Source organism: Flavobacterium sp. P21, from assembly GCF_050632225.1.
Taxonomy (GTDB): domain Bacteria; phylum Bacteroidota; class Bacteroidia; order Flavobacteriales; family Flavobacteriaceae; genus Flavobacterium.
This window is the reverse complement of the sequence record NZ_CP192585.1, coordinates 5,172,020-5,184,646: the sequence shown is the minus strand read 5'-3', so window position 1 is coordinate 5,184,646 and position 12,627 is coordinate 5,172,020. Positions and strand designations below refer to the sequence as shown.

Genomic DNA, 12,627 nt, shown 5'->3' with positions numbered 1-12,627 from the left:
ATACAATTGACATTACTGATAAGTCTGTTTTCTTTTGGATTTAAATTGTATTCGTCGCCTATAGCGACCATTTTGGCTTTTTTAATAGTTCCAATATGGGTATTATTTGGTTCTAAAATTAAAATGTTAAAATTTATATGGAAAAAAATGATAAATGGAATATCAATTACAGGTTAGAAATTTTTCCTTTCCAATGGAAAATAGCTTTGAGTTGGATAAGTGGTTATTTCATATTTCAGCTTTTTAATCCTGTTCTTTTTGCTACAGAAGGAGCTGTTGTGGCGGGACAAATGGGAATGACATTAACTGTTTTGAACTCCATTTTTTCATTAGCTTTTAGTTGGATTTCGACAAAAGTTCCTGTTTTTTCAAGTTTAATTGCACAGAAGAATTATAAAGACTTAGATGCGTTATTCGATAAAACACTTTTACAGTCAACAGCATTAAATATTTTATTTTTGATAGTTCTATTTGTGATTATCTTTTTTTACGTCATTTCCATGTTGAAGTAAAGGGCAAAAATTTTGGAGATAGATTTTTGGATTATTTACCGATGTTTTTTATGATGATTCCTATAATCTTAAATCATATAGTAGCATCTTGGGCTACTTATTTGAGATGTCATAAAAAAGAACCAATGTTGATACAAAGTGTAGTTATGGGTATTCTATGTTGCATTTCGATATTAACTTTAGGGAATTATTTTGGAGTAATTGGTATTACATCTGGATATTTAGTTTTGACAATTATAGGATTTATATGGACTTATTTTATTTTTAGAAATAAGAAAAAAGAATGGCATAATGAAGAATAAATTATTATCGATTTGTATTCCGACATATAATAGAGCAGAAACTTTAGATTTAACACTTAATAAACTTTTTTCTAATCCTGAGTTTGATGAAGATCTTATAGAAGTAATAATTTCTGATAATTGTTCTACAGACAATACGTTTGAAGTAGTTAATAAGTATCCTTTAGCACATTATTATTGTAATAAAGAAAATGTACGAGATTGTAATTTTTCAATAGTATTAGGATATGCAACTGGGAGCTACATCCGACTTTTTAATGATACCCTTTCTTTCAAGAAAGGCGGGTTAAGAACAATGTTAGAGAAAATAAAAAAACACAAACAAGATGATTGTAATTTGTTTTTTTATGAAAATATATTTTTGAATCAAAATATAAGTAAAGAAATTTCTAGTAAAGAGGATTTCTTAAAAACAGTTAGTTTTTATACTACTTGGATAGCCAATTTTGGAGTTTGGAGAGATGAATTTGCAAAGTTAAAAGACAAAGACAGGTATGCACAACTTATGTTTGTGCAAGTAGATTGGAGTTATAGAATTGTTGAAAATAATAAGAATTCAATAATCTATTTTGAGGATTTGTTTGATGTAGTAACACCAAATAAAAAAGGCGGATACAATAAGTTTGATATTTTCGTAAATAAATATCTATTTTTAATAAAACAAGAAAAAATTTCTTTGTTAACGTATGAAAAAGAAAAGTATAGATTGTTTCGATATTTTATATTTCCATGGTTAAAGAAACTTTTTATCGAAGAAAAAGAGAAATACAGTTTTGATACAAGTAATGTGACCAAAATAATACTAAAAAAATATTGGTATGAACCTTATTTGTATCCTATGTCACTAAGTTTTTGTCTTAAAAAGATTAAAGAACGAAGCAATAGATAAAAAAATATCGGGTCGTTTCCTTTTTTACTTATTAGTATCTCTAAAATTATTTAATTGGTTGAATATTCAATTGTATTCTTTATACAAAATAATGTAGGGAAATTGTTATTTTCAATTTCTTATGTGTTTGCATCAAGGCAAATTTATAAGCATCGGCGAAAACAGTATTATCGATGCAAATTCGGTTATGACAAAAGATATACCTAAAATTCAGTTGTTGGAGGAAATCCAGCGAGAATAATAAGAACTTTATGAATAAAAATGTAGCATTTACAATTTGTGCAAAAAATTATTTAGCACAAGCTTATACTTTAAAACAATCATTTAAAACATTTAATCCAGATTGTGATTTTTTCATTTTTTTGTCTGATGATTCTAAAGATGTAAAAGAGGAAGAAAATAATTTAATTTTACTAGATGATAGTTGGATTCCAAAATGGAAACAAATGGCTTTCAAATATAATGTGATTGAGTTTTCGACATCAATAAAGCCTTTTTGTTTTAAAAAGCTCTTTGCTCAAGAATATGAAAAAGTTATTTATTTAGATCCAGATATTTATGTAACTCACTCTTTGGATGAAATATATCATTCCTTAAATGAAAAGTCAATCATTTTGACCCCTCATTATTGTAATATACAAACAGAATATACTGGGTCTATTACAGAGGAAGAAATTCTCTTTGTCGGTATATATAATTTAGGATTTACAGCTATAAGCAACAATAGCATCGGTAATAAAATAGTTAGCTGGTGGATGAACCGTCTAGCTAATAAATGTTATGCTGATAAAATTGATGCTTTACATGTGGATCAAAAATGGATGGATTTTATACCTGCTTTTTTTCCAGATGATACATTAGTTTCTCATCATATGGGAATGAATCCTGCTATCTGGAATCTTCATGAAAGAGAACTGATTATTGATTCAAAAAATAATTATCAAATTAAAAATCTTGAATCGAACATAACATTTCCTTTACTGTTTTTTCACTTTTCGGGATTCGACCCATTTAAGCCTACATTGATCAATAGAAGACATCCTAAATATAATACAGGTGTTTATCCTTCATATATTCCTCTTTTTGAAAGCTATGTTAATGATGTATATAAAAATGGATATAATAAATATTCAAAAATGGCTTATTCATTTAATTCATTTGAAAATGGAGAAAATGTAATTGCTTTACAAAGAAGAATATTTAGAAAACTTGAAAATGATTTTTCAGATATCGAAAACCCATTTGCAGATGGCAGATTTTTGGCTGAATTAAAAAAGAATAAACTTTTAACAGGAATAAAATCGAATGCATTTTCAACATATACTGAAACACAAAAGTCAAGAAAATCAACTCTTGAAAAACTTATCGTAAATGGACTTAAATTCGTAAAAATCTGTGTTGGGATACGTTATTATTCGTCTTTTTTAATGTTTTTAACTGAACAGATTAGATTAGAAAATCAAGTGTTTTTGATGAAAAACAATGGAAAAAATCAATAAAAACATTGTCATAGTCGCTTTAGCGCGTGATTGCGGAGATAAGTTGCAGACGCTCATTCCATTTATTGAAGAATTACGAAATCAATTTGTTTGGTCGCAAATTGTTGTCGTTGAAAATGATAGTAAAGACAACACGAAAGAAGTGTTGCAAAAATGGAAAGAAACTTCATTAAATATAGAATGTTATATCTCAAGATTTTGGCACAGTAACAATTCCTACTGAATCAAAAAATATGATAAAACCATTAGTTAGTTTTCATAGGATAGAAAAAATGGCTAAATATAGAAATATTTATATGGAGTATATTAAAACCCTTAGTCATGATATTGACAATGTAATTATTATTGATGTTGATGTTAGGTCATTTTCTGTAAATGGTGTAGTCAATTCAGTTTTGAAATGTCAAGATAAATGTGGAAGTATTTTTGCCAATGGGGTGACTGTAAAATCAATAATGGGGAAAATTTATTCGAAAATTTTTTATGATTCTTTTGCAGTTTATGAATATCCTTTAAAGGAAAAATTTGGATTTACAGATGATTCTCTGTTTTTTACAAAGAAAAATGTAAGCAATCAGCTTAGAAAGAATAAAATGTATCCTGTAATTTCTGCTTTTGGCGGTTTAGCGGTCTATAATTATAAGGCAATACAAAATTTGCAGTATAACGTTATGCTAAATGATTTCAATAATAATGAAGCAATTTGCGAACACATCCCATTTAACATAGGAATAATTAATTTGGGTTATAAAAACTTTATTTCAAGCGAAATGCAATTAATTTATGGAAGTCATTCTTTTGGAAGCATTTTGAAATGTTATTTAGATAAAAGAGTGTTTGATTTTTTATTTAAAGTTTCAAGATTATTTAAATTTTGATTCATAATCAAAGAGAATGTTAGTTTTTGTTTTAAAAATGGGGTTTTCTATATCAGATAATGAGAATGCAAAAATCAGAGAAAAATACTTTCGTTTCTTAATCTAAGAAAATACTTTAAATTTTTAGTAACTTAATTATGAAAAAAAAGGTTTAGTTTTTCTTGGATTCAATAATTTAAAGTCCCATAAACGTGGTGTTGAAAATGTAGTTCATTTTCAATCTTTAGCAAGTCCATTTGATCAAAATTATTACTTTCATTGGGATTCGAAAAATCATGTATATAAATACGATAAACTTATATGTATTGGTATTAAAAAAAATAAATTTTGGTTTTTGGTATTAAATATTATTCTTTTAAAATTAAAAATCAGAAAAAAATATTTATACATTCTCATAACCCATTAATGAGTATTGTGTCTTTGTTTCAAAGTGATCTATTTACTGTTCATGACGGTATGTATTATCTTAGTAATGCTATGAACCATAAATTTTCAAGAATTTTTTGGTTTCTTGAAAAGATACTTTATATGCGTTGCACATACGTCCATTTTATATCTAATTATGCTAAGAAAATGAGTTTACTTAATGGGCGTAGTAAAAACTGGGAGATTATTTCAAATACATCGCACTTTGAAATGCTTAAAAACGAGATTTCTTTTCATAATAGTCATTCTAAAAAATTCAATAATGAAGTTATAAAGGTTTTTACAGTTAGAAGTATTGAAGAGAGAGCATTAATAAACTTAATTATTGATGTTGCAGAGAAATTGAAAGGAGAAAAGATCGAATTTTTTATTGCTGGAAAAGGGCCATTGTTGGATTTTTATCGAATGAAAATTGAAAGTTTAGGATTGGATAATATTTCTCTCTTAGGTTATGTTTCAGACAAAGATTTATTATACTACTATAATACTTGTAATTTAGTCCTGGTCACAGCGGCTTATGGAGAAGGTTTTGGTTTGCCAATAATTGAAGGTTATCTATTCAATAAACCTGTAATTTCTTCAAATGTTTGCGCAATACCTGATGTAATTGTTTCTAAAAATTTCCTTTTTGAAAATAATGTTGATAGTATTATATCAAAACTTGATTTTGTAAAAACTGGAATAAATACTGATTATAAAAATTATTATGATACCTATTTTTCTAATGAGGTAATTATAACAAAAATGAATGAGTTGTATAATAAACTATTTTAATGGAAGTTTACTTTACTACACTTTTGTTGATTTTTTTCTGTGCGGCATTAGAATTGAGATGTACACTAACTAGTTTACAACGAAATATATTCTTGCTAACGCTATATATATTTATTGTTGTTCAAATTGGATTGCGATGGGAAACAGGAACAGATTGGAATACTTATTTGGATCACTTTAACGATGTTGATGATATATCACTAGTTTTTCTTAATGCATTAATTGGTTTTGAAATCGGATATGGTTTTTTAACCTTTGCAATTCATAAAATTTTTGAGAATTACTCTGTATTTCTTTTTCTTCATGCTTTATTTTTTTATGGAGTTATTTTTAAAGCTTGTAGGCAATTTAGTCCTTATACCTTTGTATCCCTACTCTTTTTTATGCAACGAGTTTAGGTGTAGTTGGGAGTAATCGTCAGTTATTAGCATTGGCCATTTGTTTATTAGCACTTCCATTTGTTGAGAAGAAGAAACCAATTTATTTTTTTCACTTATTATTCTTGCTTCCTTGTTTCATACAACAGCAATTCTATTTAGTGTATATTATTTTTTAAATAGGAATTTTAAGTGGCAAACAGCAATTGGTATATTGTTAATTGCTATGGTGATAGGAAAAACTTCTTTACCCTTAAAAATTTTTTCATTAGGGGGTTATATAAGTCAGTCTGCTAGCGCAAAAGTTGACGTGTATAGCGAAGGTGGTACTGAAGCAAGCCTCAGTTTAATTGGTCTCTTAAAGCGAATTTTATTACTTATTTTGTTTACTTATAATTATTCATTTTTAACTAAAAAGCTCTCATATTATAAGATTATTTATAATGGATATGCTTTTGGATTATTTTTATATTTTTTATTTTCTTCCTCTCTTTTAATTATTGTAAATCGAGGGAGCCTTTACTTTAATGTAATGGAATCGTTTCTAGTATCTTCTCAATTATTAGTCTTAAAACTTAGAATAGATAAAATATATATATTATTCATTATTCTTATCATCTCTACCTTATTACTTATTCAATCAATATCACCATATCTTGATTTATTTGATCCTTACAAAAGTTTATTTTACAATTTCGATTTACAAAAAGAAATGTATTAATTAATGGAAACAAAAATGATTTTAATTGACGCTTTATATATAAATAATGGAGGAGGTAAAATTCTATTAGATTATTTAATTTTAAAATTAAATGAATCTAGCATCAACGTTCATTTTCTTTTAGATGAAAGAGTAAGAGGAAAACACTCCGAAATAAATTCAAGCAAGGTAGAATATTTGGAAGGAAACTTTCTGAAAAGACATTCTTTCTATTTAAAAAACAGAAATAAATTTTCTAAGGTATTATGTTTTGGTAATTTACCTCCAAATGTGAAGATTAATGCATTAGTTTTTACATATTTCCATAATCCTATGTATTTAGATATTCCTAAAGAATTTTCTGTTTTAGAACACTTAAAGTTCAATCTAAAAGTCTTAGTGCTAAAATGTATTTCTAAAAATACCAATTATTGGATTGTTCAATCTGATTTTATTAAAAATAAGTTACAGTCAAAGTTTAATTTTAAGTCAAATCAGGTTAAAATTTTACCTTTTTATCCTGAATTTGAAAAATTGGATCTAAAAATTTTGCGAGAAAGTAATACATATATATATGTAAGTAATGCAAATCCACATAAAAACCATGAGAGACTTATTTCTGTATTTTGTGATTTTTATGATCAATACAAACTTGGTAAATTGATTTTGACAGTTAATGATTCATATCCACTTGTTTTGAAGTTAATTGAAGAAAAAGTAAAACATAATTATCCGATTGAAAACATTGGTTTTGTAGATAGATTAACTTTGTATAAAAAATATTTGTCTAGTGAGTTTCTAATTTTTCCCTCATTAACTGAAAGTTTTGGATTAGGCCTAATTGAGTCAATCGAGTGCGGATGTAAAGTAATTTGCTCTAATTTGCAATATAGCTATGAAGTTTGTGAGCCAACTTTGACTTTTGATCCCATTGACAATAAAAGTATTTTTAACGCTCTAGAAAGAAGTTTAAACAAAGATAAACTACATCCTAGTATACCCCAAATTAAAAATAATATTCATGAAATTATTGATTTATTAAAATAAAAAATAATGCGACAAATAAAAAATAAAATATTACTAATTACTGGAGGAACTGGTTCTTTTGGTCATGCAGTTTTAAATAAATTTCTGAAAACAGATCATTTTAGCGAGATTCGTATTTTTTCACGTGATGAGAAAAAACAAGATGATATGCGTAATCAATTAAAAAATGATAAGCTTAAATTTTATATTGGAGATGTGAGAGATTACAACAGTGTAGAACGAGCAATGAGAGGGGTAGATTATGTATTTCATGCAGTTGCGTTAAAACAAGTTCCGTCCTGTGAGTTTTTTCCTTTGGAAGCAACTAAAACAAACGTCTTCGGAACACAAAATGTAATTGATGCGGCTGGTATTAATAAGGTAAAAAAAGTCATTTGTTTGAGTACAGATAAAGCGGCTTATCCAATTAATGCTATGGGAATTTCTAAAGCCTTAATGGAAAAAGTTGCTGTTGCGGCATCAAGGAATTTAACAGATACTACAGTTTGCTTGACAAGATATGGAAATGTGATGGCTTCTAGAGGTTCAGTAATTCCTTTGTTTTTGAAACAAATAAAAGAAAATAATCCCATTACAATTACTGATCCCAAGATGACACGTTTTCTAATGTCTTTAGATGAAGCAGTAGAATTAGTATTATTTGCATTTGAAAATGGAAATCCAGGAGACTTGTTTGTAAATAAAGCTCCGGCAGGAACAATTGGCGACTTAGCAATGGCTTTGAAAGAATTATGCCAAGCGAATACAGAAATTAAAATTATTGGGACACGACATGGAGAAAAACTGTATGAAACGTTATGTACCAGAGAAGAAATGATTAAGGCAGATGATATGGGAGATTTTTATCGTATTCCAGCTGATAATCGGGACTTAAACTATGCAAAATATTTTTCTGAAGGAGAAGAAGAAATTGCTACTGCAGAAGATTATCATTCTCACAATACAGAACAACTTAACGTGGAGGGGATGAAAAAGTTACTATCTAACTTACCTTTAATTAGAAAAGAAATTTTTGGAGAAGATGTTTTTGTTTCTGCAAGCTGAAATTTCTAATCTCTATAAACATATCAAATAAAACAGATGAAAAAAATTAAGTTGGCAACAATAATGGGTACCCGCCCAGAAATTATAAGATTAGCAGAATGTATCAAATTATGTGATCAATTTTTTGATCATATTGTTATACATACTGGGCAAAATTATGACTATGAATTAAATGAAATATTTTTTGAAGATTTAAATCTTCGAAAGCCTGATTTTTTCTTAAATGTTGCAGGAAATAATTTAGGAGAAACCATTGGTAACGTAATTTCAAAATCCTACAATATACTCGAAGAAGAAAAACCGGATGCTTTGTTGGTTTTAGGAGACACTAATAGCGTTTTAAGTACAATTGCCGCAAAACGCTTAAAAATCCCTATTTTCCATATGGAAGCAGGTAATAGATGTTTTGACCAAAATGTTCCCGAGGAAATTAACCGAAAAATTTCTGATCATATTTCAGACATTAATCTTACTTATACAGAGCATAGCAGAAGATATTTATTAAGCGAAGGTTTTAGAAAAGATCACGTATTTGTTACTGGATCACCTTTGTTTGAAGTTTTAAAGAAGAATGAATTCAAAATCGAAAATTCAAATATTGTAGATAAATTAAAACTGGAGAAAGGAAATTATATTGTTGTTAGTGCACATAGGGAAGAAAACATTGATTTAAAAGATCATTTTGAAATCTTAGTAGATTCTTTAAATGCTGTAGCTGAAAAATATAAAATGCCAATTATTTTTTCAACGCATCCAAGAACACGAAAAAAATAGAAAATTCAGGTGTTATTTTTAATCCTTTAATAAGAAGTATTGCTCCATTAGGCTTTTTCGATTATGTTAAACTGCAAAAAGAAGCTTATGTTGTTTTGTCTGATAGTGGGACAATTAGTGAAGAAGCGGCCATGATGGGATTTCCGGCTGTAAGTATTAGAACAAGTACCGAAAGACCAGAAGCTGTTGATGCCGGAACTATTGTTTTAGGCGGAATCAATAAAGAAAGTATGATTAACTCCATTGAAATTACTAAAGGACTTTCTATTGATGACAATTCACAATTGCCATTGGAATATCAAATTAAAAATACTTCAGAGAGAATAGTAAGAATAATTCAAAGTTATACTCCAATAGTTAATAAAGTTATTTGGGACAAATAGTATTAAAATTATTTAAATGAAAAAAGTATTAGTAATCGGAATAAAAGGAATGGCAGGACATGTCCTGTTTAAACTATTGCCAACTTTAGGAGAATATGATGTTTACGGGATTGCTAGAAACATTGAAGCAACTGACCGAGTTTTTAATCTTGATGTATCCAATACAGAAGAACTAAAAGAAATTATTAAAAAAGATTTCGATATAATAATTAACTGTATTGGAATCTTAAATAAAGATGCAGAAGATAATGCTGATAAAGCAATTTGGTTCAATAGTTATTTCCCTCATTTATTAGAATCAATAACAAAAAATACCAAAACTAAGGTAATAAGTATTAGTACAGACTGCGTTTTTTCAGGAAAAAAGGTAATTACACTGAAACAGATTTTAAAGATGGAGAAGGCTATTATGCAATGTCAAAATCTTTGGGCGAAATTGTTAATGATAAAGATTTAACAATAAGAACATCGATTATTGGGCCAGAACTTAATAAAGATGGAATAGGATTGTTTCATTGGTTTATGCAACAAAAAGAGCAAGTTTCTGGATATTCGCAAGCATTCTGGTCAGGAATCACAACTATAGAATTAGCCAAAGTTATTAATCAAGCCATTTTACAAGATTTAAAAGGCTTAATAATTATATCAAACAAAAATAAAATAGATAAATTAAGCTTATTGAATATTTTTAATAAAGTATTTAGAAATGATTCACTATTTATTTTAGAAAATCCTAATTATAAAGTAGATAAAAGTATGTGTAGTTCTAGAAAAGATTTTGTTTACAATGTACCATCGTACGAAGAAATGATTGTAGAGATGAAAGAATGGATAACAAAATGGAAATATAATTATTAAAAAATTAAATACTTTTATTTAGTTTAAAATTAATGAGAGCAAAAGAAAAAATTTGGATTGTTTCAGAATATTATTACCCTATCATTACATCTACGGGATACTATATAACTGAAATCGCAGAGTATTTAGCAAAAAAAAGGATAATGTTAATGTAATTTGCACAGATGCAAAATATAATGAAAAAGATGATTTCAGCTTTGTTAAAAAAGAAGTTAGACACAATGTAGTAATCAACAGAGTTAAATCTGGGAATATAGATAAGAATAATTTCATTTATAGAATAATAAGGTTGTTCTATTCAAGTATATTGTTGTGGTTTAAGCTGTTTTTTTCTGTAAAAAAAACGATCAAATTTTAATTGTTACCAACCCTGCATTTCTTATTTTGTTAATGCCCTTGATGAAGTTAATAAAAGGAATCAATTATACGATATTAGTTCATGACATATTTCCTGAAAATTTAGTTGCTATAGGAAAAATGAAAGAAAAATCTTTGCTGTATAATGTGCTAGAAACAGTTTATAATTATTCATACTCAAGAGCAACTAGATGTATTGCAATTGGTAGAGACATGAAAGAAGTTCTAGAAAGCAAAACTAGCAGTAAAGTAGAAATTATCGTAATTTCAAATTGGTCAGATATTGATGATGTATTTCCTGTGCAAAAAGAAGAAACTAAAATAGTTAACAAATTTGAGTTGAAAAACAAATTTATTTTTCAATTTGCAGGAAATCTTGGTTATGCTCAAGGACTTGATAATATAGTAGAAGCGATAAAATTGGTTGAAAATGAGAATATCCATTTTTTGTTTATAGGCTCGGGAGCTTATGAAATGAAGATAAAAGAATTTGTTGCATCGAATACATTAAAAAATGTTACTCATTTAGGTTTTCAAAATAGAAGCGAGCAGAACGACTTTTTAAATGCTTGTGATGTCTCAATTGTAACCTTAAGCGATGGTATGTATGGCTTAGGCGTTCCTAGCAAGTCATATAATATTATGGCATCGGATAAGCCGCTCTTAGTCATAGCTCATGAAAAATCTGAAATTAGCTTATGTGTAAAAGAAAATAATATTGGATGGGTTGTAGATCCAGAAGATTTTAATTCATTAGCAGTTACTTTTGAAAATATTTATAGAGAAAAAGTTCAAAATAATTTTATTAATATTAAAAGCTCGCGAGACATCGCTGTGAATTTATACTCTAAAAATATTATTTTAGAGAAATTTGCAAATTTGTTTTACTAATTTCAGATTTAAAAATGGTTTTGTTAACAGGTTGTAGTGGATTTTTAGGAAAAACTATTATGGAGACCTTAAGGAAAGATTTCGAAATAATAGGTTTGTCAAGAAACTCAGGTCAATATCAAATTTGCTTAGAGAATAAGGTTCCCGTTTTTTCTCACTTTTTTGATCTAGTGATTCATAATGCAGGAAAGGCTCATTCAATTCCAAAAACAGAGTTTCAAAAAAAACAATTTTATGATGTTAATTTTGAAGGAACATTGAATCTTTTAAAAGGTTTAGAAAAATCTAATTTGCCAAAGTATTTTGTTTTTATAAGTTCTGTTTCTGTATATGGACAAGAGGCTGGAAACAATATTAATGAAGAACACCCCTTGATGGCTAAAGACCCATATGGATTAAGCAAAATAGATGCGGAAAACTTAATTTTAAAATGGTGTGAAAAAAATAATGTTGTAGCTACTATTCTGCGTTTACCTTTATTAGTAGGAAAGAATCCGCCAGGAAATTTAGGAGCTATGGTTCGAGCAATAAATAAAGGATATTATTTTAATATTGCAAACGGAAAAGCTAGAAAAAGTATGGTTTTGTCTAAGGATGTAGCTTCCATAATTCCAACGGTTTTTTCAATCGGAGGAATATATAATCTAACGGACGGTTTTCATCCTAGTTTTGATGAATTAAGTACCGCGATTTCAAAAAATACACAAACTTATTTTAATATTCCTCTCTTCATTGCAAAAATTTTTGGAAGAATTGGTGATATACTAGGAGATAAAGCTCCAATTAATTCCTTAAAAGTTTCAAAAATTACGTCAGATCTAACTTTTGATGATTCTAAAGCAAGGAGATTGCTAAAGTGGAAACCTGAATTAGTTTTAGATTATTTGAAAAAAGAGCAAATTTAGATTAAATTTTT

General features: G+C 27.7%; 16 protein-coding genes and 1 pseudogene. All 17 read left to right on the top strand.

Annotated elements, in window-relative coordinates; translation table 11 throughout:
• Positions 1 to 137 precede the first annotated feature (137 nt).
• The gene (locus tag ACQ9BO_RS26135; RefSeq protein WP_431243073.1) at positions 138 to 512 is read left to right on the top strand and encodes a hypothetical protein; all 375 of its coding nucleotides are present in this window, start codon (positions 138 to 140) and stop codon (positions 510 to 512) included.
• A gap of 125 nt (positions 513 to 637) precedes the next feature.
• A complete protein-coding gene (locus tag ACQ9BO_RS26130; protein WP_431243072.1) occupies positions 638 to 814 on the top strand; it encodes a hypothetical protein in 177 nt (58 codons plus the stop codon).
• Complete coding sequence (locus ACQ9BO_RS26125) at positions 804 to 1,703, top strand: glycosyltransferase family 2 protein (protein ID WP_431243071.1); 900 nt, start codon at positions 804 to 806, stop codon at positions 1,701 to 1,703. The genes ACQ9BO_RS26130 and ACQ9BO_RS26125 overlap by 11 nt, the downstream gene beginning before the upstream one ends.
• Positions 1,704 to 1,954: 251 nt before the next feature.
• Positions 1,955 to 3,202 (top strand): hypothetical protein, encoded by a 1,248-nt coding sequence (locus ACQ9BO_RS26120; protein ID WP_431243070.1) that lies wholly within the window; start codon positions 1,955 to 1,957, stop codon positions 3,200 to 3,202.
• A complete protein-coding gene (locus ACQ9BO_RS26115) occupies positions 3,186 to 3,425 on the top strand; it encodes a hypothetical protein (protein ID WP_431243069.1) in 240 nt (79 codons plus the stop codon). Before ACQ9BO_RS26120 ends, ACQ9BO_RS26115 begins: the two co-directional genes overlap by 17 nt.
• A gap of 10 nt (positions 3,426 to 3,435) precedes the next feature.
• The gene (locus ACQ9BO_RS26110) at positions 3,436 to 4,080 is read left to right on the top strand and encodes a hypothetical protein (RefSeq protein WP_431243068.1); all 645 of its coding nucleotides are present in this window, start codon (positions 3,436 to 3,438) and stop codon (positions 4,078 to 4,080) included.
• Between the two features lie 573 nt (positions 4,081 to 4,653).
• On the top strand, positions 4,654 to 5,280 hold the full coding sequence (locus tag ACQ9BO_RS26105; protein ID WP_431243067.1) for a glycosyltransferase: 627 nt from the start codon (positions 4,654 to 4,656) through the stop codon (positions 5,278 to 5,280).
• Positions 5,280 to 5,678, top strand: a complete 399-nt coding sequence (locus ACQ9BO_RS26100; protein ID WP_431243066.1) for an EpsG family protein — start codon at positions 5,280 to 5,282, stop codon at positions 5,676 to 5,678. Before ACQ9BO_RS26105 ends, ACQ9BO_RS26100 begins: the two co-directional genes overlap by 1 nt.
• A 94-nt stretch (positions 5,679 to 5,772) precedes the next feature.
• Positions 5,773 to 6,378: pseudogene (locus ACQ9BO_RS26095) on the top strand (EpsG family protein); the annotation flags it as partial.
• 3 nt (positions 6,379 to 6,381) lie between these two features.
• Positions 6,382 to 7,404 (top strand): glycosyltransferase, encoded by a 1,023-nt coding sequence (locus ACQ9BO_RS26090; protein ID WP_431243065.1) that lies wholly within the window; start codon positions 6,382 to 6,384, stop codon positions 7,402 to 7,404.
• A 6-nt stretch (positions 7,405 to 7,410) separates the two neighbouring features.
• On the top strand, positions 7,411 to 8,448 hold the full coding sequence (locus ACQ9BO_RS26085; protein ID WP_431243064.1) for a polysaccharide biosynthesis protein: 1,038 nt from the start codon (positions 7,411 to 7,413) through the stop codon (positions 8,446 to 8,448).
• 36 nt (positions 8,449 to 8,484) lie between these two features.
• Complete coding sequence (locus ACQ9BO_RS26080) at positions 8,485 to 9,222, top strand: UDP-N-acetyl glucosamine 2-epimerase (protein ID WP_431243063.1); 738 nt, start codon at positions 8,485 to 8,487, stop codon at positions 9,220 to 9,222.
• Complete coding sequence (locus tag ACQ9BO_RS26075; protein ID WP_431245217.1) at positions 9,219 to 9,605, top strand: UDP-N-acetylglucosamine 2-epimerase; 387 nt, start codon at positions 9,219 to 9,221, stop codon at positions 9,603 to 9,605. The genes ACQ9BO_RS26080 and ACQ9BO_RS26075 overlap by 4 nt, the downstream gene beginning before the upstream one ends.
• A gap of 16 nt (positions 9,606 to 9,621) precedes the next feature.
• Positions 9,622 to 10,062, top strand: a complete 441-nt coding sequence (locus ACQ9BO_RS26070) for an NAD-dependent epimerase/dehydratase family protein (RefSeq protein ID WP_431243062.1) — start codon at positions 9,622 to 9,624, stop codon at positions 10,060 to 10,062.
• On the top strand, positions 10,032 to 10,463 hold the full coding sequence (locus tag ACQ9BO_RS26065; RefSeq protein ID WP_431243061.1) for a hypothetical protein: 432 nt from the start codon (positions 10,032 to 10,034) through the stop codon (positions 10,461 to 10,463). The genes ACQ9BO_RS26070 and ACQ9BO_RS26065 overlap by 31 nt, the downstream gene beginning before the upstream one ends.
• 399 nt (positions 10,464 to 10,862) lie before the next feature.
• Positions 10,863 to 11,711: a glycosyltransferase family 4 protein gene (locus ACQ9BO_RS26060; protein ID WP_431243060.1), complete on the top strand. Its 849-nt coding sequence runs from the start codon at positions 10,863 to 10,865 to the stop codon at positions 11,709 to 11,711.
• Positions 11,712 to 11,725: 14 nt separating this feature from the next.
• Positions 11,726 to 12,616 carry an NAD-dependent epimerase/dehydratase family protein gene (locus ACQ9BO_RS26055; protein ID WP_431243059.1) on the top strand — a complete coding sequence of 297 codons (891 nt, stop codon included), beginning with the start codon at positions 11,726 to 11,728 and terminating at the stop codon, positions 12,614 to 12,616.
• The last annotated feature ends 11 nt before the right edge of the window (positions 12,617 to 12,627 follow it).

Excerpts from the sequence above, each read along its gene's own strand:
- ACQ9BO_RS26135 (WP_431243073.1), top strand. The coding sequence starts at position 138 with ATGGAAAAAAATGATAAATGGAATATCAATTACAGGTTAGAAATTTTT.
- ACQ9BO_RS26130 (WP_431243072.1), top strand. The coding sequence starts at position 638 with ATGTTGATACAAAGTGTAGTTATGGGTATTCTATGTTGCATTTCGATA.
- ACQ9BO_RS26125 (WP_431243071.1), top strand. The coding sequence starts at position 804 with ATGAAGAATAAATTATTATCGATTTGTATTCCGACATATAATAGAGCA.
- ACQ9BO_RS26120 (WP_431243070.1), top strand. The coding sequence starts at position 1,955 with ATGAATAAAAATGTAGCATTTACAATTTGTGCAAAAAATTATTTAGCA.
- ACQ9BO_RS26115 (WP_431243069.1), top strand. The coding sequence starts at position 3,186 with ATGGAAAAAATCAATAAAAACATTGTCATAGTCGCTTTAGCGCGTGAT.
- ACQ9BO_RS26110 (WP_431243068.1), top strand. The coding sequence starts at position 3,436 with ATGATAAAACCATTAGTTAGTTTTCATAGGATAGAAAAAATGGCTAAA.
- ACQ9BO_RS26105 (WP_431243067.1), top strand. The coding sequence starts at position 4,654 with ATGAGTTTACTTAATGGGCGTAGTAAAAACTGGGAGATTATTTCAAAT.
- ACQ9BO_RS26100 (WP_431243066.1), top strand. The coding sequence starts at position 5,280 with ATGGAAGTTTACTTTACTACACTTTTGTTGATTTTTTTCTGTGCGGCA.
- ACQ9BO_RS26090 (WP_431243065.1), top strand. The coding sequence starts at position 6,382 with ATGGAAACAAAAATGATTTTAATTGACGCTTTATATATAAATAATGGA.
- ACQ9BO_RS26085 (WP_431243064.1), top strand. The coding sequence starts at position 7,411 with ATGCGACAAATAAAAAATAAAATATTACTAATTACTGGAGGAACTGGT.
- ACQ9BO_RS26080 (WP_431243063.1), top strand. The coding sequence starts at position 8,485 with ATGAAAAAAATTAAGTTGGCAACAATAATGGGTACCCGCCCAGAAATT.
- ACQ9BO_RS26070 (WP_431243062.1), top strand. The coding sequence starts at position 9,622 with ATGAAAAAAGTATTAGTAATCGGAATAAAAGGAATGGCAGGACATGTC.
- ACQ9BO_RS26060 (WP_431243060.1), top strand. The coding sequence starts at position 10,863 with ATGAAGTTAATAAAAGGAATCAATTATACGATATTAGTTCATGACATA.
- ACQ9BO_RS26055 (WP_431243059.1), top strand. The coding sequence starts at position 11,726 with ATGGTTTTGTTAACAGGTTGTAGTGGATTTTTAGGAAAAACTATTATG.